This is a genomic window from Pseudomonas sp. ASL3, assembly GCF_056680425.1.
On sequence record NZ_CM155281.1, the window covers coordinates 510,486 to 533,160 of the forward strand.

The window sequence follows — 22,675 nt, forward strand, 5'->3', positions numbered from 1 at the left end:
GCAAGCCTGCTCCCACAGATTCTGTGGGAGATGTCGCCCCATCTTCGACGCCGCGCTGTCGCGCAGCAAACTCGGTCTCGATTCTGCCCGGAGGGCGTAGGAGAGACCGGGACGCGTAGTCTTGTCTGCGATAAGGTCCGAAGGGCCTTCCAGCGATATCGTGTCCAGCCATTTTGCGACTGCTTCGGTCGGACGCGACCCCGGACCGATCGCAGACAAGTCAGCTCCTACATGGGATCGGTGCAGGACTTAAAATTTATATCTATTTTCAACGACTTATAGGTTGTTTGATGGGATCAGGCTTGCCTGAAGGTTGTCTACAGGCGCTAAAGATTTTTCCGATCAAATCAAGCCACCTTTTCCCGCGCATCACGTTCGCGTTTTGCCACCAGTTCGCGGGTCAGGGGGATAAGTTTTTTGCCGTAGTCGATGGCGTCGTCCAGTGGGTCGAAACCACGGATCAGGAAGGTGGTGATGCCCAGGTCGTAGTAGTCGAGGAGGGCTTCGGCGACTTGTTCCGGCGTGCCCACCAGCGATGTGGAGTTGCCTTGGGCACCGAGCAGGCCGGCGATGCCAGTCCACAGGCGCTTGTCCAGACGTGACCCCTGGGCGGCAGCAGCCAGCAGGCGCCGCGAGCCTTCGTTCGGCGGTTCACGACGCACGAAACCATTGGCCTGCGCCAACGCCGTGGCTTTTTGCAGGATGCTGTCGGCGCGGGCCCAGGCCTTCTCTTCGGTTTCGGCAAGAATCGGCCGTAGCGACAGACTGAAGCGAATGGTGCGGCCATGTTTGGCGGCTTCGGCGCGGACCTGCTTGACCACCTCGCGCACTTGTTCGTACGTCTCGCCCCACAGCGCATAAACGTCAGCGTGCTTGCCTGCCACTGCGATAGCCGCAGCAGACGAACCGCCAAAATACAGCGGGATATGCGGCAGCTGCGGGGACTTCACCGCCGAGTGCGCGCCTTCGAACTGATAATAAGTGCCCTGATAATCGAAGGGCTTTTCGCTGGTCCACTCCTGGCGAACCACGCTCAAGTATTCATCGGTGCGCGCATAACGTTCGTCCTTGCCGATGAAGCTGCCGTCGGCGCGCAGTTCCTTGTCGTCACCGCCGGTGATGATATGCACGGCGGTGCGGCCGCCATTGAACACGTCCAGCGTCGCAAACTGCCGGGCGGCCAGCGTCGGGGCGATGAACCCGGGGCGATGGGCAATCAGAAATTGCAGGCGGGACGTTACGCTCGCCGCGTGGGCCGCGACAAAGGCGCTGTCCGGACTGTTGGAGTGAAAGGCCACCAGCGCGCGGTCGAACCCGGCGTCTTCATGGGCCCTGGCGACTTTTTCGACATACTCGGGCTGAATCGTCGGACCGCTGCGAGGGTGGATTTCCGACCCTGGCTGAGTGGCGATGTAACCGATGAATTCAATGCTCATGAAAAATTCCTTCCAATGGTTGAGGCGACCGTGTGCCTGCAACATATTTGTATAGACGAAGGCTGTGAAATTCTTTTTAGGTCTAAGTTAATTATAAAAAATATGCATTTTATAGATTGGTAGAAATCAGTAATTTTAACTATTAGGTTATTCCCAAAAAGAATTTCACTGAGGTTTTTTATGCGAATGGCATGAGGTCAACGTCACGTTTTTCAGGAAGGATGCCTAATGTCCGAGAACACCCTCGATTCCCAACGCCTAGACGCTGGCTTTTTCAGCGTGAGCAAGGCCGCGCGGGCCGACTCGCCCTCGGGTCAGCGTGCTGTGACGCGTAAACCCTGGCGCGCCCCGGATTTTGTCCTTCGTCTGCTCAGCCCCATCGCGTTGCTGCTGCTGTGGGAACTGGCTTCGCAGACCGGCCTGATCCCGACTCGAGTGATTGCCGCGCCGTCGCAGATTGGCGGCACGTTGTGGGCGATGATCGTTTCCGGGGAGTTGGGCAAGCATCTTTGGGTGTCGTTGCAGCGTGCATTGCTCGGGCTGAGCATCGGCGTCAGCCTCGGGGTGGCGGCGGCGTTGATCTCCGGGTTGTCCAGGCGCGGCGAAGTGATTCTGGATTCGCCGATGCAGATGCTGCGTACCATTCCCTCGCTGGCGTTGGTGCCGCTGTTCATCCTCTGGTTCGGCATCGGTGAGTTCACCAAGATCGCCTTGATCGTCATGGGCACTACGTTCCCGGTGTACCTGAACCTTTTCTCCGGCATTCGCAACATTGACCCGAAACTGATCGAGGCCGCCAACACCCTGGGCCTCAATCGTCGCGAGTTGATCTGGCATGTGATTCTGCCGGGCTCGCTGCCTTCATTTTTCGTCGGCCTGCGTTATGCGCTGGGTATTTCCTGGCTGGCGCTGGTGTTCGTCGAGCAGATCAACAACACCGCCGGCATCGGTTACCTGGCTAGCGATGCACGGGACTTCATGCGCACCGACGTGATCGTCATCTGCCTGCTGGTCTACAGCGTTCTCGGCCTTTTGATCGACGGCATCATCCGCACGCTGGAGCGCTATGCGCTGGCTTGGCGACCTACTTTCGTGAGGAATTGAACATGGCTGCTCTCGACCTTCTGCAAACAGCGTCCGCCCCCGTCCAATTACGCAATGTGGTTCGGCAGTTTGGCCAGCAGCGGGTGATCGATGGGCTGGACCTGGATATCGCGCCGGGCGAATTCGTCGCCTTGCTCGGGGCCAGCGGCTCGGGCAAGACCACATTGCTGCGCACCCTGGCGGGTCTGGACAACATTGACAGTGGTCAATTGCGTGTGCCGCTCGCACGCGCCGCGGTGTTTCAAGAGCCGCGTCTGATGCCCTGGAAAAGCGCCTGGAAAAATGTCGTGTTGGGCCTACACATCAACGACGCCAGGCAGCGCGCAATCGAGGCCTTGACCGAGGTCGGTCTGGCCCATCGCCTGAATGCTTTCCCTGCGACCCTGTCGGGGGGCGAAGCGCAGCGTGTGGCATTGGCTCGCGGTCTGGTGCGCGAGCCGAAACTGCTGTTGCTCGACGAGCCATTCGCCGCGCTGGACGCCTTGACCCGGATCCGCATGCATCAACTGATCATCGACTTGTGGCGCAAACACACCCCGGCGGTGCTGCTGGTGACCCACGATGTCGACGAAGCCATTCTGCTGGCTGACCGGGTGATCGTGCTCGCCAACGGCAAGATAGCCGACGAAATACGCATCGAACTGCCACGCCAACGGGACACCGGGCAGGCCGGTTTCCAAGGGATTCGCGCGCGACTGTTGGGGTTGCTGGGGGTGGAGGTCGCGGGTGGCCATGCACAGGTCAGTGCTGAACCCGTGCACGAAAAAGTCCGCCGTTTTGCCAATGTACGCCAGGCCTGACCCCTTCATTTTCATTCTGTACAAGGATGTTCCGCGATGCCGTTTCGCTTGATGACCCTCGTCTGGAAAGGTACAGCCCTGCTGCTGTCTGTTGCCCTGCTGTTAGTGGCGGGGTGTGGTGCCAAGTCGGAGAAACAGGCACCGACCAGCACGGCGGTGGACTGGTCGAAGGTCAAGCTGATCCTCGGCGATCAGGCCAAGGGTTTGCGCACGGTGGTTGAAGCGTCGAATGCGTTCGAGGGGCTGCCCTACCAAGTGGAGTGGGCCAACTTCCAGGGGGCCGCGCCGCTGTTCGAAGCCTTGCGGGCAGGGGCGGTCGATCTTGCGCCCGCAGGTGACACGCCGGTGCTGGCTGCTGCCACTGGAGGCGCGCCATTGCGCATCGTGGCTGTACGCCGCAGCAATTCGCGGGGGATTGCGATCCTTGTGCCCAAGGATTCCGACATCCACACCGTCGCTGACCTGAAAGGCCGCAATGTAGTGATCTCTTCGGCGCGTGGCAGCATTTCCCAATACCTGTTGATCCGCGCTCTGGCCGACGCAGGCGTGAGCGAGGCCGACGTGAACATCGGTTTCGTCCTGCCCACTGACGCGCTGCCGGCGTTCAATGCGGGCAAGATCGAGGCCTGGGCCACGTTCGGCGTTTATCAGGCGTTTGCCGAAGAGAATGGGGCGCGGGTGTTGCTGAGCGGGGAGGGGATCAACACGGGGCTGACCTTCATCACCGCGTCCGATCAAGTGCTCACCGATTCACTCAAGCGTCAGGCGGTGAACGACGTGCTGCAACGCTTCGCCAAGGCCTTCGAATGGGCACGCAATAATCCGGATGAATACGCGAGGGTCTTCGCGAAGGTCAACGACATTCCGCTGCCGGTGTCCCGGCGTTTGCACGGTTGGGGCCTTGAGTCACTGCTACCGGTGGAAGCGTCGGACATCACTGCGTTGCAGGGTGTGGATGATTTGTTCGTCGCCAAAAAGATCTTTCCCCATGGCGTTGATGTCGCCAGGTTGATTGATCGCGAAGTGTTTCCGCAGGCGCAAGGGGTTTTGTTGCGGTAGGGCAGGAATACTGCGTCAGGCCAATAGGAGATTCCGCCCCGTCTTCGACGCCGCGCTGTCGCGCAGCAAACTGGGTCCCGATTCTGCCCGGAGGGCGTAGGAGAGACCGGGACGCGTAGTTTTGTCTGCGATAAGGGCCGAAGGACCTTCCAGCGGTGGTGAGTTCACCATTTTTGCCAGCGCTTCGCACTGGATCGCAGACAAGTCAGCTCCTACAGGGGGTCGGCGTTTGGCTGAAAATTTATGTTTTATTTTTCAATGACTTATCGGTTGTTTGATGGGAGCAGGCTTGCCTGCGAATTCGGGTCGCATCAACCCATCAGATCAGTGCTTACTACCCTGTACCGACATCGCCAGCAGTGCTTTTTCCTGATTCCAGTCGAACGGTTCGTCGTTCTGCTCTGCTTCGTAGCGGCGTTCTTCGAGGGCCTGGTACAGGTCGATCTCGTCGTCGGGCATGAAGTGCAGGCAGTCGCCAGCGAAGAACCACAGCAGGTCGCGCGGGACCAGGTGGGCAATCTGCGGGTAGCGCTGGATCACCTGGCAGAGCATTTCCTGGCCCAGGTATTGGCTTTCGATCGGGTCTTGCGGCAACAGCGCGACCAGTTCGTCGAAGCGCTCCATAAACAGTTCATGGCTTTCTTCGGGAACTTGCTCGGCCTCGCCAAGGGCGACCAGGATGCTGCGCAGGTGCGCGAGCAGAGTAAGTTGGTGGTCGAGAGTGGCGTCGGCCATGATGGAGTCCTCAAAAGCAAAAACGGGCGCGCAAGTATAAAGCCCTGCGCGCCCGCTGTGTTACTTCCGACGGTCTCTTAGCGAGTCTTGCCCTTGCCCAGCGTCAGTGCCTCCTTGTCGAAATCATCGACATCGATCACCTTGCGCCGTGCGGCCTCCGCTACGCGCAATGTCTCGGCTTCGATCGGCTGCAACACGCCGGCGTGCAGCGCGGTATCGATGACGTGCTCGCCTGCTACCGGCTGCATCTGACCGCTTTTCAGCGCGTGGTGCAGTTTTTGTTGCAGCGGTTGGCTGGCGTTGAGCAAGTTACAGGCGTGTTGCAGGGCACCGACCGGATCATCCGTCGATTGCGGGCGATAGCAGCCGGCAAGCAGTTCTTCCAGGGTCGGATCGCCTTTGGCGCGACCGATCACTTCGGCCACTTCGGCGTCCAGTGCATCCGACGGCCCGGTGTGCCGGCGTCCGAGCGGAAACACCACCACCCGCAACAGGCAGCCCATTGTCCGGCTCGGGAAGTTGCTGAGCAGCTCATCCAATGCGCGTTCGGACTTGCCAAGGCTTTCCTCCATGGCCCAGCGCAACAGCGGACGCAGATGCTCGGGCGAGTCGAGGTCGTGGTAACGCTTGAGCGCGGCGGATGCCAGATACAGATGGCTGAGCACATCGCCCAGACGGGCTGACAGCCGTTCTCGACGTTTCAGTTCGCCACCCAGCAGCATCATGCTCAGGTCGGCCAGCAGGGCGAATGCAGCGGCCTGGCGATTCAGCGCGCGGAAATAACCCTGGCTCAGGCTATCTCCCGGGGTGGCTTCGAAATGCCCAAGGCCGAGATTGAGAATGAACGTGCTGGCCGCGTTGCCGACGGCGAAACCGATGTGTTTGAGCAGCAGGCCATCGAACTCCAGCAGTGCGCTGTCATGATCTTCGCGGCCGGCCAAGGCCATTTCCTTGAGTATGAACGGATGGCAGCGGATCGCGCCCTGGCCGAAGATCATCAGGTTGCGCGAGAGGATGTTGGCGCCTTCTACCGTGATGGCAATGGGCGCGCTTTGCCAAACGCGGCCCAGGTAGTTGTTCGGGCCCATGATGATGGCCTTGCCGCCGTGCACGTCCATGGCGTGGCTGATGCATTCGCGGCTGCGTTCGGTCAGGTGATATTTGAGGATCGCGGACAAAACCGAGGGTTTTTCCCCCAGATCCACCGCGTTGGCAGTGAGTATCCGCGCACTGTCCATCAGCCAGGCATTGCCGCCGATCCGCGCCATGGCTTCCTGAATACCTTCGAAAGCCGACAGCGGCACATTGAACTGTTCACGCACTTGCGCATATTGCCCGGTCACCAGGCTGGTGAACTTGGCCGCGCCGGTGCCGACCGCCGGCAGCGAGATCGAACGGCCAACCGACAGGCAGTTCATCAACATCATCCAGCCTTTGCCGAGCATTTCCTGGCCGCCAATCAGGAATTCCAGGGGGATAAACACATCCTTGCCGGCGTTGGGGCCGTTCATGAATGCAGCGCCCAATGGCAGGTGGCGTCGGCCGATCTCCACGCCGGGGGTATCGGTCGGGATCAACGCCAGGCTGATGCCCAGGTCTTCCTCGTCACCGAGCAGATGCTCAGGGTCGAACGCCTTGAAGGCCAGGCCGAGCAGGGTGGCGACCGGGCCGAGGGTGATGTAGCGCTTCTCCCAGTTCAGGCGCAGGCCGATGACTTCTGCACCTTGCCATTGCCCTTTGCAGATCACTCCGGTATCCGGCATGGCGCCCGCATCGGAGCCCGCCAGCGGGCCGGTCAAGGCAAAACACGGGATGTCGTCGCCTTGGGCCAGGCGCGGCAGGTAGTGATTGCGTTGTTCGTCGGTGCCGTAATGCAGCAGCAGTTCGGCCGGGCCGAGGGAGTTGGGGACCATGACCGTGGACGCCAGATCGCCGCTGCGGGTAGCCAGTTTCATCGCGACCTGGGAGTGGGCATAGGCCGAGAAACCTTTGCCGCCATATTCCTTGGGGATGATCAGGGCGAAAAAGCCGTGTTGTTTGATGTGCTTCCAGGCTTCAGGGGGCAGGTCCATCGACTGTCCGATCTGCCAGTCGCTGACCATCGCGCACAATTCTTCGGTCGGGCCGTCAAGGAATGCCTGTTCTTCATCAGTGAGCCGGGCCTTGGGGTAGGCCAGTAACGTGTTCCAGTCGGGGCGACCGTTGAACAGTTCGCCGTCCCACCAGACGGTGCCTGCGTCGATGGCGTCGCGTTCGGTCCCGGACATGAGCGGCATGACTTTCTGGAACCATGAGAACAGAGGCGCAGTGAGATACTTGCGGCGCAGATCCGGCAGGGTCAATGGCAATATGACCGCCAGCCACAGCAGCCACAGGAATGCCAGCAGCCAGCCATGCCGATGCCCGTGGCCGAAGATGCCCATGGCCAGCAAGTAGACAGCCACGACACCCAACACGGGCAGGGGCGCGATGCGTCGGTGGGCCAGGTAAGCAACCCCGACAACCAGAACCAGTAACCACAACAACAGCATAGGTAATCCTCCGTGATGACAGCGGCAACAAAACCGCCATCAACAGCTTAGTCGGCCTCAAGTGAAGAGGGGCAAACAGCGAACGCATCGTGCATATGAATGAGCCGGCTGCAGCCCAGCCGCTATCATCGATAGTGACCACCTAGCCATGGTGGAGTTCGCCGAGCGCGAAAGAGTAGACTGGCGCTCGATTTAGTCGTCACTGGTTTGATTGGGGAATGGGCAATGCTGAAAATCTGGGGCCGAAAAAACTCTTCCAATGTCCGCAAGGCCCTTTGGTGCGCGGAAGAAGTTGCGGTGCCGTATGAAACGATTGATGCCGGTGGCGCATTTGGCATTGTCGATCAACCTGAATACCGGGCCATGAACCCCAACGGCCGGGTCCCGGTCATCGAGGATGATGGCTTGGTACTCTGGGAGTCCAACGCCATCGTTCGTTACCTGGCCGCTCGTTATGCGCCGGGTTCGGCCCTGTATCCAGACAGCCCTGTCGCGCGGGCAACAGCAGACAAGTGGATGGATTGGACTACCTCGTCGTTTGTCGAGACCTTCAGGGTTGTGTTCTGGGGCGTGTTGCGCACCCCGGCCGATCAGCAGGACTGGGTAAAGATCAACGTCGCGATCAAGGCGTGTGAGGACTTGCTGGGGATGGTCGACAAGGCGCTGGCCGAGCAGCCCTATCTGTCCGGTAAAGAATTCGGTATGGGCGACATTCCGCTGGGCTGCTTTATTTATGCCTGGTTTGAAATGCCGATCGAGCGCGCGCCGATGCCTCATCTTCACGCGTGGTACCAGCGTTTGAAGCAGCGTCCGGCGTATCAAAAAGCCGTGATGACCGCGTTGAGTTAATACTGACTATCAACACATGTCGCTGTACTTGCGCGGCGTTGCCAAGCACCATTGCCTGGAACGCCGCAGTTGCAATCAATAGTGTTGGCCCTTATTTGTTCTTCCTTCCTTCTTCTTGGTGCGTATTTCAGTTATGAGTTCCGCTCTGTCCATCCGGCAGCTAACCAAAACCTACGGCAACGGTTTCCAGGCCCTGAGTGGTATCGATCTGGATGTCGCTGAAGGTGACTTTTTTGCCTTGCTCGGCCCCAATGGCGCCGGCAAATCCACAACCATCGGCATCATCTCGACCCTGGTGAACAAGACCAGCGGTTCAGTGAATATCTTTGGCCATGACCTCGACCGCGATCCCGCAGCGCTGAAGCGTTGCATTGGCGTGGTGCCGCAGGAATTCAATTTCAACCAGTTCGAAAAGACCTTCGATATCGTCGTGACCCAAGCCGGTTACTACGGGATACCGCTGAAGATCGCCAAAGAACGGGCCGAGCAATACCTGACTCAACTGGGTTTGTGGGACAAACGCGACGTGCCATCGCGTGCGTTGTCCGGCGGCATGAAGCGGCGTCTGATGATCGCCCGGGCACTGATTCACGAACCGCGTCTGTTGATCCTCGACGAGCCGACCGCGGGCGTGGACATCGAATTGCGTCGCTCGATGTGGACCTTCCTCACCGAGTTGAACCAGAAAGGCATCACCATCATCCTCACCACGCACTATCTGGAAGAGGCTGAGCAGTTGTGCCGCAACATCGGCATCATCGATCACGGCACCATCGTCGAAAACACCAGCATGAAACAGTTGCTGAACAAGTTGCATGTCGAGACGTTCCTGCTTGATCTGAAAGACTCGCATCAAGTGGCGCCGACGCTGATTGGTTACCCGGTGAAGCTGGTCGACAGCCATACCCTGGAAGTGCAAGTGGACAAGACCGTGGGCATCACCGCGTTGTTCGGCCAGTTGGCCACGCAGAACATCGAAGTGCTGAGCCTGCGCAACAAAACCAATCGCCTTGAGGAGCTGTTCGTGTCTCTGGTGGAAAAAAACCTGGCGAAGGTGGCCGTATGAGTTCCGAACGTAGCTCTGAACGTAGCTCCGAGCTGCGACCCAACCTGATTGCCCTCAACACCATCGTTTACCGTGAAATTCGCCGCTTCACCCGGATCTGGCCGCAAACCCTGCTGCCGCCAGCGATCACCATGGTTTTGTACTTCGTGATCTTCGGCAACCTGATCGGTCGACAGATCGGCGACATGGGCGGCTTCACTTACATGCAATACATCGTGCCTGGCCTGATCATGATGTCGGTGATTACCAACTCTTACGGCAACGTCGTGTCGAGTTTCTTCGGCGCCAAGTTTCAGCGCTCGGTCGAAGAGTTGATGGTCTCGCCGGTGTCACCGCACACCATTCTGATCGGCTACACCGTGGGCGGTGTGCTGCGCGGTCTGATGGTTGGCATCATCGTTACCCTGTTATCGATGTTCTTCACCGATCTGCAGGTTCATCACCTGGGGATCACGCTGCTGGTGGTCGTGCTGACGGCGACGATTTTCTCGCTGCTAGGCTTCATCAACGCAGTGTTTGCACGCAACTTCGACGATATATCGATCATTCCGACCTTCGTTCTGACGCCATTGACCTATCTGGGTGGGGTGTTCTACTCGATCAACCTGCTGCCGCCGTTCTGGCAGACAGTGTCCTTGGCCAACCCGGTGCTGCATATGGTCAACGCCTTCCGCTACGGTATTCTGGGCGTGTCCGACATCCGCATCAGCGTCGCCATGGCGTTCATGGTAATTGCGACCATCGCCTTGTACCTGGGCTGTGCACGGCTGCTGGTCAGCGGCCATGGGATGCGTCAGTAGTGATCTTGGGATTGGCGTACATATCCCAAGATCACTACCGCCGCTTCTCCCTCCTCAAGCGCCATTGCCTGCTCACCCACCAGCGCCAATACAGCTGGGTCAGGCAGTAAGCCAGCGCGCCAAATACCACGCCTGCCACGACTGAACCCAGCAAAAATGGCTGCCACAGGGTCGACAATTGCCCGCTGATCCATTCCCAGGTCAGTTCGTCCGGCAAATGGCGCGGCGGGACCTGCATCAGAAACGCACCGAGCTTGTAAGTGCCATAAAACACCGGGGGCATCGTGATCGGGTTGGTCAGCCAGACCAGGCTGACGGCAATCGGCATATTGCCGCGCACCACGATTGCCAGCACTGCCGCCAGTAACATCTGCAAGGGAATCGGCATAAATGCCGCGAATATTCCGATGCCCATGGCGCGTGAGACGGAGTGGCGATTGAGGTGCCAAAGGTTCGGGTCATGCAGAAGACGGCCGAGAAAGCGTAAGGATTTGTGTTCCCTGATGCTGGTCGGGTCAGGCATGTAACGTTTGAATAAACGACGCGGCATAAGGGTTTCCGTGCCAAGAGTGGGGGTCAGTATGCATAGATTCTGCCTGCATCGAATTCAGACTTTGTGACAATTAATAAAGCAGCGTCTGGCTCGGTGCGCTAATCCAAGGGGCTGACTCCTCAAAGGCACGACTTATGCGCACAGGGATGGTGGCGCTCGCACTGGGGCTTTTGGCGGTGCGATTCATGCCGGCGCTTCCGCCGTTTTGGCTGTTACTGCTGATGCCCGTCGCGGCGCTGATGCTGTTGCCGTTCCGCAGTTATCCGCTGGCATTCTTTCTGTTCGGCTTCAGTTGGGCGTGCGTGTCGGCGCAATGGGCGCTGGACGATCGCCTGCTGCCTCGGCTCGACGGCCAGACGCTATGGTTGCAAGGCAAGGTAGTCGGTCTGCCGCAATCGGCCGGCGGCGTGGTGCGTTTTCAGCTCGACGGTGCGCAATCACGTCGGGCCCGGTTGCCCGAACGTATGCGCCTGGCGTGGTATGCCGGGCCTGATGGGCGCCGTGATGTGCGCAGCGGCGAACGCTGGCGCCTGGCGGTCAAGCTCAAGCGCCCGGCCGGGCTGGTCAACCCTGATTCATTCGACTACGAAGCCTGGCTTCTGGCGCAGCGTATCGGCGCGACTGGCACGGTAGTGGATGGGCAATTGCTCGCGCCCGCTCGCTCGGCCTGGCGCGATGCGGTGCGCCAGCGACTGTTGGCGGTCGATGCGCAGGGACGTGAAGGGGGGCTGGCGGCGCTGATACTGGGCGACGACTCGGGGCTGACGACTGTCGATTGGCAAGTGCTGCAAGACACCGGCACCGTGCATCTGTTGGTGATCTCTGGTCAGCATATCGGCCTGCTGGCGGGGTTGATTTACGCGCTGGTCGCCGGCTTGGCACGTTGGGGGCTGTGGCCGCGCCGCTTGCCGTGGCTACCTTGGGCGTGCGGCCTGGCGTTTGCCGCTGCGCTCGGTTATGGCTTGCTCGCCGGTTTTGAAGTACCGGTGCGCCGTGCTTGTACGATGATCGGCATGGTTCTGCTCTGGCGTTTGCGCTTTCGCCATCTGGGTGTGTGGTGGCCCTTGTTGTTGTCACTCAATGCGGTGTTGATCGTTGAGCCGTTGGTCAGCTTGCAGCCGGGCTTCTGGTTGTCTTTTGCCGCTGTGGCGATTCTGATTCTGGTGTTCAGCGGGCGCCTGGGTGCCTGGAGCTGGCTGCAAAGCTGGACCCGTGCGCAGTGGCTGATCGCTATCGGGCTGTTGCCGATATTGTTGGCGTTGAACCTGCCCATCAGCCTCAGCGGGCCATTGGCCAATTTGTTCGCGGTGCCCTGGGTCAGCATTGCCGTGCTGCCGCTGGCGTTGCTTGGCACCGTGTTATTGCCAGTACCCGTTGTCGGCGAAAGTTTGCTGTGGCTGGCGGGTGGTCTGCTGGGTGGGCTGTTTCAGGGGTTGGCGCTGATCGCGGCATGGTTACCGGCCTGGGTCGGCAGCGCCGTGCCATGGTGGGCATGGTGGCTGAGCGTGCTCGGTGGCGTTTTGCTGTTGCTGCCCAAGGGCGTGCCGTTGCGCCTGTTGGGTTGGCCGCTGTTGCTGATGTGCGTGTTTCCGCCGTTGAAGGCGGTGCCCCATGGCCAGGTGGAGGTTGTACAGCTGGATGTGGGGCAGGGGCTGGCGGTCTTGTTACGTACTCGCCAGCACACGCTGCTGTATGACGCGGGGCCGCGTTTCGGTGATTTCGATATCGGTCAGCGCGTGGTGCTGCCGTCCATACGCAAGACAGGCGTACGCCACCTTGACCTGATGCTGCTCAGTCATGCCCATGTCGATCATATCGGTGGGGCGATGGCGGTCCGTGACGGTTTGCCCGTCGCCCGCGTACTCAGTGGCGAGGCGTCGATGCTTGTGCCGGAGTTGCAGGCGCAGGCGTGTCAAAACGATGAGCAGTGGCAATGGGATGGCGTGCACTTTTCGACCTGGCGCTGGGGGGCGGCGACAGAAAGCAATCCGGCATCCTGCGTGCTCCGAGTCGAGGCCAACGGCGAGGTTCTGCTGCTGACCGGCGATATCGATAGCGCAGCCGAACGCGCGCTGATCGACAGCGGTTTTGATCTGCGCGCCCGCTGGCTACAGGCGCCGCATCATGGCAGTCGCACGTCTTCATCCATGGCCTTTCTCAAGGCGGTAGCGCCCGAGGGCGTGTTGATCTCCCGTGGGCGCAACAATGCCTTCGGCCACCCCCACCCGCAGGTGATGGCGCGCTACGACGCGATGGCGATAAGGCCCTACGACAACGCCGAATTGGGCGCCATTCATCTGCAACTGGGTATGTTCGATCAGCCACTGGCGGAGCGGGCCCGGCGGCGTTTCTGGCGCGATTGAACAGGCCGGTTATTCATCGCAGGGTTCGGCGAGCGGGCGCCCCTATGTTAGAGTGGCGCCACTTTTTTCAAGGGGTCGTTACTGTGTGGGAACTGGTCAAATCAGGCGGATGGATGATGCTGCCAATCATTCTGAGTTCCATTGCTGCTGTCGCGATCATTATCGAGCGACTCTGGACCCTGCGCGCCAGCCGGATTACTCCGCCGCACCTGCTTGGTCAGGTCTGGCGCTGGATCAAAGACAAGCAACTGAACACGGACAAGCTCAAGGAGCTTCGCGCTGATTCACCGCTGGGCGAGATTCTGGCGGCCGGTCTGGCGAACTCAAAGCATGGTCGCGAGATCATGAAAGAGTGCATCGAAGAGGCTGCGGGACGGGTCATTCATGAACTCGAACGCTACTTGAGTGCGTTGGGCACTATCGCTGCCATGGCGCCGTTGCTTGGCTTGCTGGGGACGGTGCTGGGTATGATCGATATCTTCGGGTCGTTCGTTAACTCCAGTATGACCACCAACGCGTCAGTGCTGGCCGGTGGTATTTCCAAAGCACTGATCTGCACCGCCTCCGGCCTGATGGTCGGGATTCCCGCCATATTCTTCCATCGTTTCCTGCAGAGTCGGGTCGATGAACTGGTGGTGGGCATGGAGCAAGAAGCGATCAAACTGGTCGAAGTGGTGCAGGGCGACCGTGACGTCGATCTGACCGGGGTCAAAGTGTGAAATTCCGCCGCCGCAAGCCGCGGGAGAACATCGATATCAACCTCGTGTCGTTGATCGACGTGGTGTTCATTCTGCTGCTGTTCTTCGTTGTCACGACGACCTTCACCCGTGAAACCCAATTGCGCGTCGAACTGCCGCAAGCGGTCACCGGTACCCCGGAAACCGACTCGAACCTCAAGCACCTGGATATCGCGATCAGCGCCGAGGGCATTTATTCGCTGAACAATCAGTTGCTGCCCGGGAACGATTTGCCGACGCTGATCGATGCACTGCAAAAAGAGTCGGGAGGTGATACCAAGCTGCCGATCTCGATCAGCGCCGACGGCAAAACCCCCCATCAATCGGTCATCACGGCCATGGATGCGGCGGGCAAGCTGGGTTTCAGCCACCTGCGCATGACCACTGTCGAGGCGCCAACGGCTAACTGATGGCGCTGACCGACCGCTTACTCGACGCCTGGTACACCGGCCATCCGGCGCTTGGCCTGTTGCGCCCGCTGGAATGGCTGTATCGGCGAGTGGTGCAGAACAAGCGAGCGCGGTTCCTGGCCGGTGAAGGCGACATCTATAGAGCGCCGGTCCCGGTGCTGGTGGTTGGTAACGTCACGGTCGGCGGCACCGGCAAGACGCCGATGATTCTGTGGTTGATCGAACACTGTCGCAGCCGTGGCTTGCGGGTCGGGGTAGTCAGCCGGGGTTACGGTGCCAAACCGCCGAGTTTGCCGTGGCGCGTCAGTGTCGGGCAACCCGCCAGCGAAGCCGGTGATGAACCGCTGCTGATCGTGCAGCGCAGCGGCGTGCCCCTGATGATCGACCCTGATCGCAGCCGTGCCGTGCGCGCCTTGCTCGATGCCGAACCGCTGGACCTGATCCTGTGCGATGACGGCATGCAACATTACCGGCTGGCCCGGGACCTGGAACTGGTATTGATTGATGCCGCCCGCGGCCTGGGCAATCGTCATTGCCTGCCTGCCGGCCCGTTGCGCGAACCGGTGGAGCGTCTGAACAGCGTCGATGCGGTGCTTTATAACGGCGCTACCAGCGACCATGAGGACGGTTACGGGTTTGTGCTCAAGCCCACCACGCTGGTGAATCTGCGCAGTGGCGAACGTCAACCGTTGACGCATTTTCCCGCCGGGCAAGCCCTGCATGCGGTGGCCGGTATCGGTAACCCGCAACGTTTCTTCAACACCCTCGAAGGACTACACTGGCGGCCTGTGCCTCATGCGTTCGCCGACCATGCGGCCTATAGCGCCCAGGCGTTGACGTTCAAACCGGGGCTGCCACTGATCATGACCGAGAAGGATGCCGTGAAATGCCGGGCCTTCGCTGCCGACGATTGGTGGTACCTGGCCGTGGATGCAGTGCCTTCAGCTGCGTTCGTCCGTTGGTTCGACTCACAGTTGCTACGTCTTTTGCCCCTTTTGCCCCTTTCGTCATAACAGCAGCACCACAGGATTTCTTATGGACACCAAATTGCTCGACATCCTCGCTTGCCCGATCTGCAAAGGGCCGCTCAAGCTCAGCGCCGATAAAACCGAGCTGATCAGCAAAGGCGCTGGCCTGGCTTATCCGATCCGTGATGGCATTCCGGTCATGCTGGAAAGCGAAGCGCGCACCTTGACCTCTGACGAGCGTCTGGATAAATGACTGCAGTGTTCACCGTTGTCATTCCGGCGCGTTATGGCTCCAGCCGTTTCCCCGGTAAACCCCTGAAGTTGATCGCCGGCAAGCCGATGATCCAGCACGTCTGGGAACAGGCGTGTAAAAGCAGCGCCGAACGTGTGGTGGTTGCCACCGACGATGCACGCATCGTTGAGGCTTGCCGTGGTTTCGGTGCCGAAGTGCTGCTGACCCGGGACGATCACAACTCTGGCACCGATCGCCTGGCCGAAGTCGCCACGCAGCTTGGCCTGACGCCTGATGCCATCGTGGTCAATGTGCAGGGCGATGAGCCGATGATCCCGCCTGCGGTGATCGATCAAGTGGCGGACAACCTCGCGGCGCACCCCGAAGCGCGGATGTCGACCCTGGCCGAACCCATCGACGATGTGGCGGCCTTGTTCAACCCGAACGTGGTCAAGGTCGTGGCCGATATCAATGGTCTGGCCCTGACCTTCAGCCGTGCGCCGCTGCCATGGGCGCGTGATGCGCTGGCCAGGGATCGCGATCAGTTGCCGGCCGGCGTGCCGTATCGCCGACATATCGGGATCTACGCCTATCGTGCTGGTTTCCTGCATGATTTCGTCAGTTGGGGCCCATGCTGGCTGGAAGATACCGAAAGTCTGGAGCAACTGCGTGCCCTCTGGCATGGCGTACGGATTCACGTTGCCGATGCGCTGGAAGCGCCGCCAGCTGGTGTCGACACCGCTGAAGATCTTGAGCGCGTGCGACGCTTGCTGGAGGTTTGATGACCTTGCAGGTGCAATCCGCCGTTTCCCTCAAGCCGTTCAACACCTTTGGCGTGGACGTGCAGGCAAAACTGTTCGCCCAGGCCCACAACGACGACGAAGTCCGTCAGGCGTTGGCGTATTCGGTTAAGCATGCGTTGCCACTGCTGGTGATCGGTGGTGGCAGCAACCTGTTGCTGACGGCCGATATTCAGGCCTTGGTGTTGCGCATGGCCAGTTGCGGCATTCGCATCCTCAGCGACGATGGCGAGCGAGTCATCGTTGAAGCCGAGGCGGGTGAGCCGTGGCATCCCTTTGTGTTGTGGAGTCTTGAGCAGGGCCTGGCCGGTCTGGAAAACCTCAGTCTGATTCCGGGCACCGTCGGCGCTGCGCCGATGCAGAACATCGGCGCCTACGGGGTCGAGATCAAGGATGTGTTCCACAGCCTGACGGCGCTGGACCGGCAGACGGGTGAGTTGCGCGACTTTTTCCTCGCCGATTGCGCCTTCGCTTATCGCGACAGTCTGTTCAAGCGCGAAACAGGGCGCTGGCTGATTCTGCGTGTACGGTTTGCCCTCAGCCGCGCTGCGCATCTGCACCTTGAATATGGGCCGGTGCGTCAGCGTCTGGACGAACAAGGCATCAGCCAACCAACGCCCAAGGATGTCAGTCTGGCAATCTGCGCGATCCGCAACGAAAAACTGCCAGACCCCGCCGTGCTGGGTAATGCCGGCAGTTTCTTCAAAAACCCACTGGTACTCGCCTCACTGGCCGCTGAGCTGAAGCGGGAATATCCGGGTCTGGTCGCTTATCCACAGGCCGATGGTCAGGTGAAACTGGCGGCCGGCTGGCTGATTGAACAGGCCGGCTGGAAAGGTTTTCGTGACGGCGATGCCGGGGTTCACCGCCTGCAATCGCTGGTGCTGGTCAACTATGGCAATGCCACCGGCTTGCAGCTGCTGGACCTGGCGCAGCGTATTCAAAACGACATCGCCACGCGCTATAACGTGCAGTTGGAAATGGAGCCGAACCTTTACTGAGGTTCGGTGGTTTTAAGGCTATTCTTTCATTTCATTTTAAAACACCTGCTATCAATTGCTTGAGCGGCAGTCGTTCGTTCAGCGCTTTTCTACTTAGCTTGCTATCGATCTGATCAATAGGTGGCGTGTTCCATGATGACCCTGAACCTCAATGGCAAAGATCAGCATTTGGATGCCAACGTCTGATGGACAGCGTTGACCTGAATGTTCTGCGCAGCGTGCTCGAGTGGCGCCGTGCCGGGCAGCGCGTGGTGTTGTACAGCGTGGTGCAGACCTGGGGCAGCGCCCCTCGGCCGCCCGGCGCGATGCTGGCCCTGCGCGAAGACGGCATGGTCATCGGTTCGGTGTCCGGTGGTTGCATCGAGGATGACCTGATTGCACGCTTGCAGGACGGTCGTCTGCAAGCCAGCGAGGCAGTGCAACTGGTGACCTATGGCGTAACCCGCGAAGAGGCCGCCCGGTTTGGCCTGCCGTGCGGGGGGACGTTGCGTTTGACCGAAGAATGGGTCGGCGATGAGCAGTGGGTCGCCGAGCTGTTGCAGCGCTGTGAGGATCACCAGATCGTCGCCCGCGAATTGAATCTACGGTCGGGCGCTGTCAGCCTGCATCCGGCCGGCCGGGAAGATCTGGTGAGTTTCGATGGGCAGACGTTGCGCACGATCTATGGGCCTCGCTGGCGTTTGTTGTTGATCGGCGCGGGGCAATTGTCGCGGTATGTCGCCGAAATGGCGCATCTGCTGGATTTTGAAGTGCTGATCTGTGATCCGCGCAAGGAATTCGCCTACGGCTGGGACGATCAGCAGGCACGCTTCGTTTCCGGCATGCCAGACGATGCGGTACTGGCCATCGAACCCGACGAGCGCACGGCCATTGTTGCCCTGACCCACGATCCGCGTCTGGATGATATGGCCTTGCTCACGGCATTGAACTCCAAAGCGTTCTATGTGGGCGCGCTGGGTTCTCAGGTCAACAGCCAGAAACGCCGGAAAAACCTTGCGCAACTGGGGCTGGACCCTGAGGTCATCGGGCGCTTGCATGGACCCATTGGTCTGCATATTGGCAGCCACACGCCTGCGGAAATCGCTTTATCGCTGATGGCGGAGATTGTGACCATAAAAAACGGCATCGCCCTGAAGCAGAAAAAACCACTCAGCGTCGAGCTCGATCGTTGAGCACAACCCTCTGCGCTGTCGTGCTCGCGGCCGGGCAGGGCAGTCGCTACCGGGAAATTGCCGGTGCCAATGAGGACAAGCTGCTGGCGCCTTGCGTTGGGCTCGACGGTATCGTGCGGCCCATGCTCGAACAGGTATTGCTGAATCTGCAAGCGTCTGTGGATAAAAGAGCTGTGGATAACATTGTGCTACTGACCCGTCCTGATCGCCTTGAGGTCATCGAGCTTGGGCAGCGTTATGGCTGCCAGGTGGCGTTGTTGGATTCGGCCGGTATGGGCGACAGCATTGCCGAAGCGGTTGCCGCTCAGCCTGACCATCGCGGTTGGCTGATCGTGCTGGGCGACATGCCGTTTATCTTGCCCGAGACCCTTGAACGGGTGATTGATTCGGTTGAGGACGGGCGCATCAGCGTGCCGGTCAACGCTGGAGAGTACGGCCATCCAGTGGCATTCGGCCGCCGGTTTTGCCTGGCGTTGATGGCCTTGGCGGGCGAGCGGGGCGCAAAACGCCTGTTCCAGCCTGGGCTTGTTCGGGAGGTACAGGTCGACGATCCAGGCGTGCTATGGGACGTCGATACGCCAGCGGCGTTGGTGTTCAAGCCTTAACATCGCAATCTCTTGTAGGAGCTGCCGAAGGCTGCGATAGGCCGGGGTCGCGCTCGACCGGAACGACCTTCATAAGATCAAATACGACGACCGGTCCCCGGCCGATCGCAGCCTTCGGCAGCTCCTACAGTGATTCGCGCAAAACCCAAAGCATAAAAAAAGCCCCGCCTGCTTGCGCAGACGGGGCTTTTTCATCAGCCTGGATTAAGCGAGCGGTTTAGGCTCGTGGCTTTTTTCCAGTGCTTCGGGGTGGTGCTTCACAACTTCTTCAACCGAGCGCAGGTTCTCATCGATAACCGGTGCTGGCTGTTCAGTTGCAGTGTGCTCAGTGCTTTCAGCAGCCTGGGTCGATTCGACTTCAGCAACCGGGGCAACTGGAGCAGGTTCTACAGCGGCGACAACCTGTGGAGCGTTGGCGGCTGCTTCTTCTGCTTCTTTTTGCAGACGTTCGGCTTCACGCTTGCGACGACGCACTTCGCGAGGATCGTTCGGCGCGCGGCCGGTGCTGCTGACCGGATGAGCCGGGGCTTCAGTCACGGCTTCTGGCGCCTGTGGTGCGGCTTCGGCTTCTACAACAGGCGTTACTGCTGCTGGCGCTTCGGCCACCACAGGTTCAGCGACGATCGGAGCGGCAGGCGCTTCGGTCGGCAGTTCTGGCGATTCAGTCGCCTGAACTTCTTCCTGAACAGAAGCGCGTGGTGCTTTGTTGTACGACGCTACCTGCTCGCCAACCGGTGCGCTGAACAGTTCAGCCTGAGCGGAGGCAACGGGCTGTTCGACCGGTGCTGCAACTTCTTCGCGTGGTGTGTACTGAACTTCAACATCCGGCGCGGCTTCGGCTTGTGGGACAACGTAAGCGACAGGCGCTTCAACCACTGGGGTTTCGACGGCTGGTGTTTCAGTGGCATCTACAGCAGCAGTAGCACGTTCAGCCTGGCGATGTGCATCGGCTTCGGCCGGTGCGCTGATCACGCTGCTGGCCACGGCGGCGGTTACAGCCAGACCGGCAGCCAGATCAGAGGTGGTTTCTTCGCTGAGGGAGCCTTCTTCCGAACCCTCGGCGCCTTCGGAACCTTCGATCACATTGCCGTTGGCATCACGTTGACGCTCGCGACGGTTGCTGCGACGACGCTGACCACGGGAGCGACGACGAGGGCGATCGCCTTCGGCGCCATCCTGGTTGTCATCCTGCAGCAGTTCTTCGTTAGGCAGCACTTCTTCTTCGCTGACCGCTACGGCGGCCTGCTCGACACGTGGCTGACGCTCTTCACGCGGTGCGCGAGGCTGGCGTTCTTCACGAGGTGCGCGTTCAGGACGCTCTTCGCTGCGGGCTTCAGCTGGAGCAACTGCATCCAGTGGCTCGCGCAATTCGCGGACCGGGCGCTCTTCGCGAGGTTTGCGATCTTCGCGTGGGGCACGTGGCGCGCGCTCTTCACGAGGTGGGCGAGGTGCGCGCTCTTCGCGAGGGGCGGCAGCTTCTTCACGCACTTCACGGGGTGCACGCTCTTCACGGGGAGCACGTTCTTCACGAGGAGCACGTTCTTCACGTGGGGCGCGTTCAGCACGTTCTTCGCGTGGTTTGCGTTCTTCATCGCGACGGCCGTTACGGCTGCGGCTCTGCTGACGACCGGTGCGGCGCTCTTCGGTACGGGCCGGGCGTTCGGCGGCTGGCTTTTCAGTCACGACCGGCGTCGGCTCTTCCTTGGTGGCGAACAGGCTGACCAGCGACTTCACCAGGCCTTTGAACAGGCTTGGCTCATGGGCAACCGGGGCAGGCGCAGGTGCGGCGGCTTCAACTGGAACCGGTGCGTTGGCACGCGGCGGAGCAGTCTTGACGGCGGCCTCCTGGCGAACCAGGGTGCGGGTCGCGGCAGGGGCGGGCGCGACTTCTTCCACTTCAGCAGCGGCAGCTGCGATTTCGTAGCTGGACTGGTTGGTGTGGGCTTCCGGGCTGTCGTCACGCAGACGTTGCACTTCGAAGTGTGGCGTTTCGAGGTGATCGTTCGGCAGGATTACGATGCGAGCGCGGGTGCGCAGTTCGATCTTGGTGATCGAGTTGCGTTTTTCGTTGAGCAGGAACGCAGCGACCGGGATCGGCACCTGAGCGCGAACTTCGGCGGTGCGGTCTTTCAGGGCTTCTTCTTCGATCAGGCGCAGGATCGCCAGCGACAGCGATTCCACATCACGAATGATGCCGGTGCCGTTGCAACGCGGGCAAACGATGCCGCTGCTTTCGCCCAGCGATGGACGCAGGCGCTGACGGGACATTTCCAGCAGGCCGAAACGCGAGATGCGGCCCACTTGTACGCGGGCACGATCGGCTTCCAGGCTTTCGCGGACTTTTTCTTCCACTGCGCGCTGGTTTTTGGCCGGGGTCATGTCGATGAAGTCGATGACGATCAGGCCGCCGATATCACGCAGACGCAACTGACGGGCGATTTCTTCAGCCGCTTCCAGGTTGGTTTGCAGAGCGGTTTCTTCGATGTCGCTGCCTTTGGTGGCGCGCGCCGAGTTGATGTCGATGGACACCAGTGCTTCGGTCGGATCGATAACGATGGAGCCGCCGGAAGGCAGTTCGACGACGCGCTGGAAGGCGGTTTCGATCTGGCTTTCGATCTGGAAACGGTTGAACAGCGGAACGCTGTCTTCGTAGAGCTTGATCTTGCTTGCGTACTGCGGCATCACCTGGCGGATGAAGGTCAGGGCTTCTTCCTGAGCTTCAACGCTGTCGATCAGCACTTCGCCGATGTCCTGGCGCAGGTAATCGCGGATGGCGCGGATGATGACGTTGCTTTCCTGATAGATCAGGAACGGCGCGGAACGGTCAAGAGAAGCTTCCTTGATCGCGGTCCACAGTTGCAGCAGGTAATCGAGGTCCCACTGCATTTCTTCGCTGCTGCGGCCCAGGCCGGCAGTGCGCACGATCAGGCCCATGTCGGCCGGAGCGATCAGGCCGTTCAGCGCTTCACGCAGTTCGTTGCGTTCTTCGCCTTCGATGCGGCGCGAGATGCCGCCGGCACGCGGGTTGTTCGGCATCAGAACCAGATAACGACCGGCCAGGCTGATGAAGGTGGTCAGGGCTGCGCCCTTGTTGCCACGTTCTTCTTTTTCGACCTGAACGATGACTTCCTGGCCTTCGCTCAGGACGTCCTTGATGTTGACGCGGCCTTCAGGGGCTTTCTTGAAGTATTCGCGGGAGATTTCTTTGAGGGGCAGGAAGCCATGGCGCTCAGAGCCGAAATCGACAAAGGCAGCCTCAAGGCTTGGTTCGATGCGAGTAATCCGGCCTTTATAGATGTTGGCCTTCTTCTGCTCGCGTGCACCGGACTCGATGTCCAGATCATAGAGGCGTTGGCCGTCTACCAGTGCGACACGCAACTCTTCGGGTTGAGTTGCGTTAATTAGCATTCTTTTCATGTAGTACCGTTGGTTTCCGGGCTGCCGGAAACGGCGT

Annotated in this window: 20 protein-coding genes; 15 read left to right on the forward strand and 5 right to left on the reverse strand. The window is 60.1% G+C overall.

Annotation, left to right across the window (positions count from 1 at the left end):
• Positions 1 to 347 precede the first annotated feature (347 nt).
• The gene (locus AC1MEE_RS02380) at positions 348 to 1,436 is read right to left on the reverse strand and encodes an LLM class flavin-dependent oxidoreductase (protein ID WP_480413620.1); all 1,089 of its coding nucleotides are present in this window, start codon (positions 1,434 to 1,436) and stop codon (positions 348 to 350) included.
• Between the two features lie 228 nt (positions 1,437 to 1,664).
• Here AC1MEE_RS02380 and AC1MEE_RS02385 point away from each other — a divergent pair, with 228 nt between their 5' ends.
• The 3 genes from AC1MEE_RS02385 to AC1MEE_RS02395 are packed head-to-tail and all read left to right on the forward strand — an operon-like array spanning position 1,665 to position 4,399.
• Positions 1,665 to 2,540 (forward strand): ABC transporter permease, encoded by an 876-nt coding sequence (locus tag AC1MEE_RS02385; RefSeq protein ID WP_480413621.1) that lies wholly within the window; start codon positions 1,665 to 1,667, stop codon positions 2,538 to 2,540.
• 2 nt (positions 2,541 to 2,542) lie between these two features.
• Complete coding sequence (locus AC1MEE_RS02390; RefSeq protein WP_480413622.1) at positions 2,543 to 3,340, forward strand: ABC transporter ATP-binding protein; 798 nt, start codon at positions 2,543 to 2,545, stop codon at positions 3,338 to 3,340.
• 36 nt (positions 3,341 to 3,376) lie between these two features.
• A complete protein-coding gene (locus tag AC1MEE_RS02395; protein ID WP_480413623.1) occupies positions 3,377 to 4,399 on the forward strand; it encodes an ABC transporter substrate-binding protein in 1,023 nt (340 codons plus the stop codon).
• Positions 4,400 to 4,723: 324 nt separating this feature from the next.
• On the opposite strand, the gene AC1MEE_RS02400 is transcribed toward AC1MEE_RS02395, so the two are convergent.
• A complete protein-coding gene (locus AC1MEE_RS02400) occupies positions 4,724 to 5,134 on the reverse strand; it encodes a PA2817 family protein (RefSeq protein ID WP_480413624.1) in 411 nt (136 codons plus the stop codon).
• A 77-nt stretch (positions 5,135 to 5,211) separates the two neighbouring features.
• Positions 5,212 to 7,665, reverse strand: coding sequence for an acyl-CoA dehydrogenase (locus tag AC1MEE_RS02405; RefSeq protein WP_480413626.1), 2,454 nt, complete (start codon positions 7,663 to 7,665; stop codon positions 5,212 to 5,214).
• 225 nt (positions 7,666 to 7,890) lie between these two features.
• Here AC1MEE_RS02405 and AC1MEE_RS02410 point away from each other — a divergent pair, with 225 nt between their 5' ends.
• The 3 genes from AC1MEE_RS02410 (at position 7,891) to AC1MEE_RS02420 (ending at position 10,380) form a co-directional block, all read left to right on the forward strand.
• On the forward strand, positions 7,891 to 8,514 hold the full coding sequence (locus AC1MEE_RS02410) for a glutathione S-transferase family protein (protein ID WP_480413627.1): 624 nt from the start codon (positions 7,891 to 7,893) through the stop codon (positions 8,512 to 8,514).
• 133 nt (positions 8,515 to 8,647) lie between these two features.
• Positions 8,648 to 9,580 carry an ABC transporter ATP-binding protein gene (locus tag AC1MEE_RS02415; protein ID WP_480413628.1) on the forward strand — a complete coding sequence of 311 codons (933 nt, stop codon included), beginning with the start codon at positions 8,648 to 8,650 and terminating at the stop codon, positions 9,578 to 9,580.
• Entirely contained in the window at positions 9,577 to 10,380 is an 804-nt protein-coding gene (locus AC1MEE_RS02420; RefSeq protein WP_480413629.1) for an ABC transporter permease, read from the forward strand. The genes AC1MEE_RS02415 and AC1MEE_RS02420 overlap by 4 nt, the downstream gene beginning before the upstream one ends.
• A 34-nt stretch (positions 10,381 to 10,414) precedes the next feature.
• Here the strand turns inward: AC1MEE_RS02420 and AC1MEE_RS02425 are convergent, their stop codons facing one another.
• Positions 10,415 to 10,930: a DUF2062 domain-containing protein gene (locus AC1MEE_RS02425; RefSeq protein ID WP_480413630.1), complete on the reverse strand. Its 516-nt coding sequence runs from the start codon at positions 10,928 to 10,930 to the stop codon at positions 10,415 to 10,417.
• 137 nt (positions 10,931 to 11,067) lie between these two features.
• Here AC1MEE_RS02425 and AC1MEE_RS02430 point away from each other — a divergent pair, with 137 nt between their 5' ends.
• From AC1MEE_RS02430 to AC1MEE_RS02470, 9 genes are all read left to right on the forward strand, one after another.
• Complete coding sequence (locus AC1MEE_RS02430) at positions 11,068 to 13,296, forward strand: DNA internalization-related competence protein ComEC/Rec2 (RefSeq protein ID WP_480413631.1); 2,229 nt, start codon at positions 11,068 to 11,070, stop codon at positions 13,294 to 13,296.
• A gap of 83 nt (positions 13,297 to 13,379) precedes the next feature.
• Entirely contained in the window at positions 13,380 to 14,015 is a 636-nt protein-coding gene (locus tag AC1MEE_RS02435; protein ID WP_480413633.1) for a MotA/TolQ/ExbB proton channel family protein, read from the forward strand.
• Complete coding sequence (locus AC1MEE_RS02440; protein ID WP_480413634.1) at positions 14,012 to 14,443, forward strand: ExbD/TolR family protein; 432 nt, start codon at positions 14,012 to 14,014, stop codon at positions 14,441 to 14,443. The genes AC1MEE_RS02435 and AC1MEE_RS02440 overlap by 4 nt, the downstream gene beginning before the upstream one ends.
• Complete coding sequence (gene lpxK, locus AC1MEE_RS02445; RefSeq protein WP_480413635.1) at positions 14,443 to 15,456, forward strand: tetraacyldisaccharide 4'-kinase; 1,014 nt, start codon at positions 14,443 to 14,445, stop codon at positions 15,454 to 15,456. Before AC1MEE_RS02440 ends, lpxK begins: the two co-directional genes overlap by 1 nt.
• A gap of 22 nt (positions 15,457 to 15,478) precedes the next feature.
• Complete coding sequence (locus AC1MEE_RS02450; RefSeq protein ID WP_017736029.1) at positions 15,479 to 15,664, forward strand: Trm112 family protein; 186 nt, start codon at positions 15,479 to 15,481, stop codon at positions 15,662 to 15,664.
• Positions 15,661 to 16,425: a 3-deoxy-manno-octulosonate cytidylyltransferase gene (gene kdsB / locus AC1MEE_RS02455; RefSeq protein ID WP_480413636.1), complete on the forward strand. Its 765-nt coding sequence runs from the start codon at positions 15,661 to 15,663 to the stop codon at positions 16,423 to 16,425. Before AC1MEE_RS02450 ends, kdsB begins: the two co-directional genes overlap by 4 nt.
• Entirely contained in the window at positions 16,425 to 17,444 is a 1,020-nt protein-coding gene (gene murB / locus AC1MEE_RS02460; RefSeq protein WP_480413637.1) for a UDP-N-acetylmuramate dehydrogenase, read from the forward strand. Before kdsB ends, murB begins: the two co-directional genes overlap by 1 nt.
• Positions 17,445 to 17,629: 185 nt before the next feature.
• On the forward strand, positions 17,630 to 18,616 hold the full coding sequence (locus AC1MEE_RS02465) for an XdhC family protein (RefSeq protein WP_480413638.1): 987 nt from the start codon (positions 17,630 to 17,632) through the stop codon (positions 18,614 to 18,616).
• Positions 18,613 to 19,221, forward strand: coding sequence for a nucleotidyltransferase family protein (locus AC1MEE_RS02470; protein ID WP_480413639.1), 609 nt, complete (start codon positions 18,613 to 18,615; stop codon positions 19,219 to 19,221). Before AC1MEE_RS02465 ends, AC1MEE_RS02470 begins: the two co-directional genes overlap by 4 nt.
• 204 nt (positions 19,222 to 19,425) lie before the next feature.
• Here AC1MEE_RS02470 and rne read toward each other — a convergent pair whose 3' ends face one another.
• A complete protein-coding gene (gene rne, locus AC1MEE_RS02475; protein ID WP_480413640.1) occupies positions 19,426 to 22,638 on the reverse strand; it encodes a ribonuclease E in 3,213 nt (1,070 codons plus the stop codon).
• Between the last annotated feature and the right edge of the window lie 37 nt (positions 22,639 to 22,675).

Bases quoted from the DNA above. Each gene is read 5' to 3' on its own strand.
- AC1MEE_RS02380 (WP_480413620.1), bottom strand. From the start codon at position 1,436: ATGAGCATTGAATTCATCGGTTACATCGCCACTCAGCCAGGGTCGGAA.
- AC1MEE_RS02385 (WP_480413621.1), top strand. From the start codon at position 1,665: ATGTCCGAGAACACCCTCGATTCCCAACGCCTAGACGCTGGCTTTTTC.
- AC1MEE_RS02390 (WP_480413622.1), top strand. From the start codon at position 2,543: ATGGCTGCTCTCGACCTTCTGCAAACAGCGTCCGCCCCCGTCCAATTA.
- AC1MEE_RS02395 (WP_480413623.1), top strand. From the start codon at position 3,377: ATGCCGTTTCGCTTGATGACCCTCGTCTGGAAAGGTACAGCCCTGCTG.
- AC1MEE_RS02400 (WP_480413624.1), bottom strand. From the start codon at position 5,134: ATGGCCGACGCCACTCTCGACCACCAACTTACTCTGCTCGCGCACCTG.
- AC1MEE_RS02405 (WP_480413626.1), bottom strand. From the start codon at position 7,665: ATGCTGTTGTTGTGGTTACTGGTTCTGGTTGTCGGGGTTGCTTACCTG.
- AC1MEE_RS02410 (WP_480413627.1), top strand. From the start codon at position 7,891: ATGCTGAAAATCTGGGGCCGAAAAAACTCTTCCAATGTCCGCAAGGCC.
- AC1MEE_RS02415 (WP_480413628.1), top strand. From the start codon at position 8,648: ATGAGTTCCGCTCTGTCCATCCGGCAGCTAACCAAAACCTACGGCAAC.
- AC1MEE_RS02420 (WP_480413629.1), top strand. From the start codon at position 9,577: ATGAGTTCCGAACGTAGCTCTGAACGTAGCTCCGAGCTGCGACCCAAC.
- AC1MEE_RS02425 (WP_480413630.1), bottom strand. From the start codon at position 10,930: ATGCCGCGTCGTTTATTCAAACGTTACATGCCTGACCCGACCAGCATC.
- AC1MEE_RS02430 (WP_480413631.1), top strand. From the start codon at position 11,068: ATGCGCACAGGGATGGTGGCGCTCGCACTGGGGCTTTTGGCGGTGCGA.
- lpxK (WP_480413635.1), top strand. From the start codon at position 14,443: ATGGCGCTGACCGACCGCTTACTCGACGCCTGGTACACCGGCCATCCG.
- AC1MEE_RS02450 (WP_017736029.1), top strand. From the start codon at position 15,479: ATGGACACCAAATTGCTCGACATCCTCGCTTGCCCGATCTGCAAAGGG.
- kdsB (WP_480413636.1), top strand. From the start codon at position 15,661: ATGACTGCAGTGTTCACCGTTGTCATTCCGGCGCGTTATGGCTCCAGC.
- murB (WP_480413637.1), top strand. From the start codon at position 16,425: ATGACCTTGCAGGTGCAATCCGCCGTTTCCCTCAAGCCGTTCAACACC.
- AC1MEE_RS02465 (WP_480413638.1), top strand. From the start codon at position 17,630: ATGGACAGCGTTGACCTGAATGTTCTGCGCAGCGTGCTCGAGTGGCGC.
- rne (WP_480413640.1), bottom strand. From the start codon at position 22,638: ATGAAAAGAATGCTAATTAACGCAACTCAACCCGAAGAGTTGCGTGTC.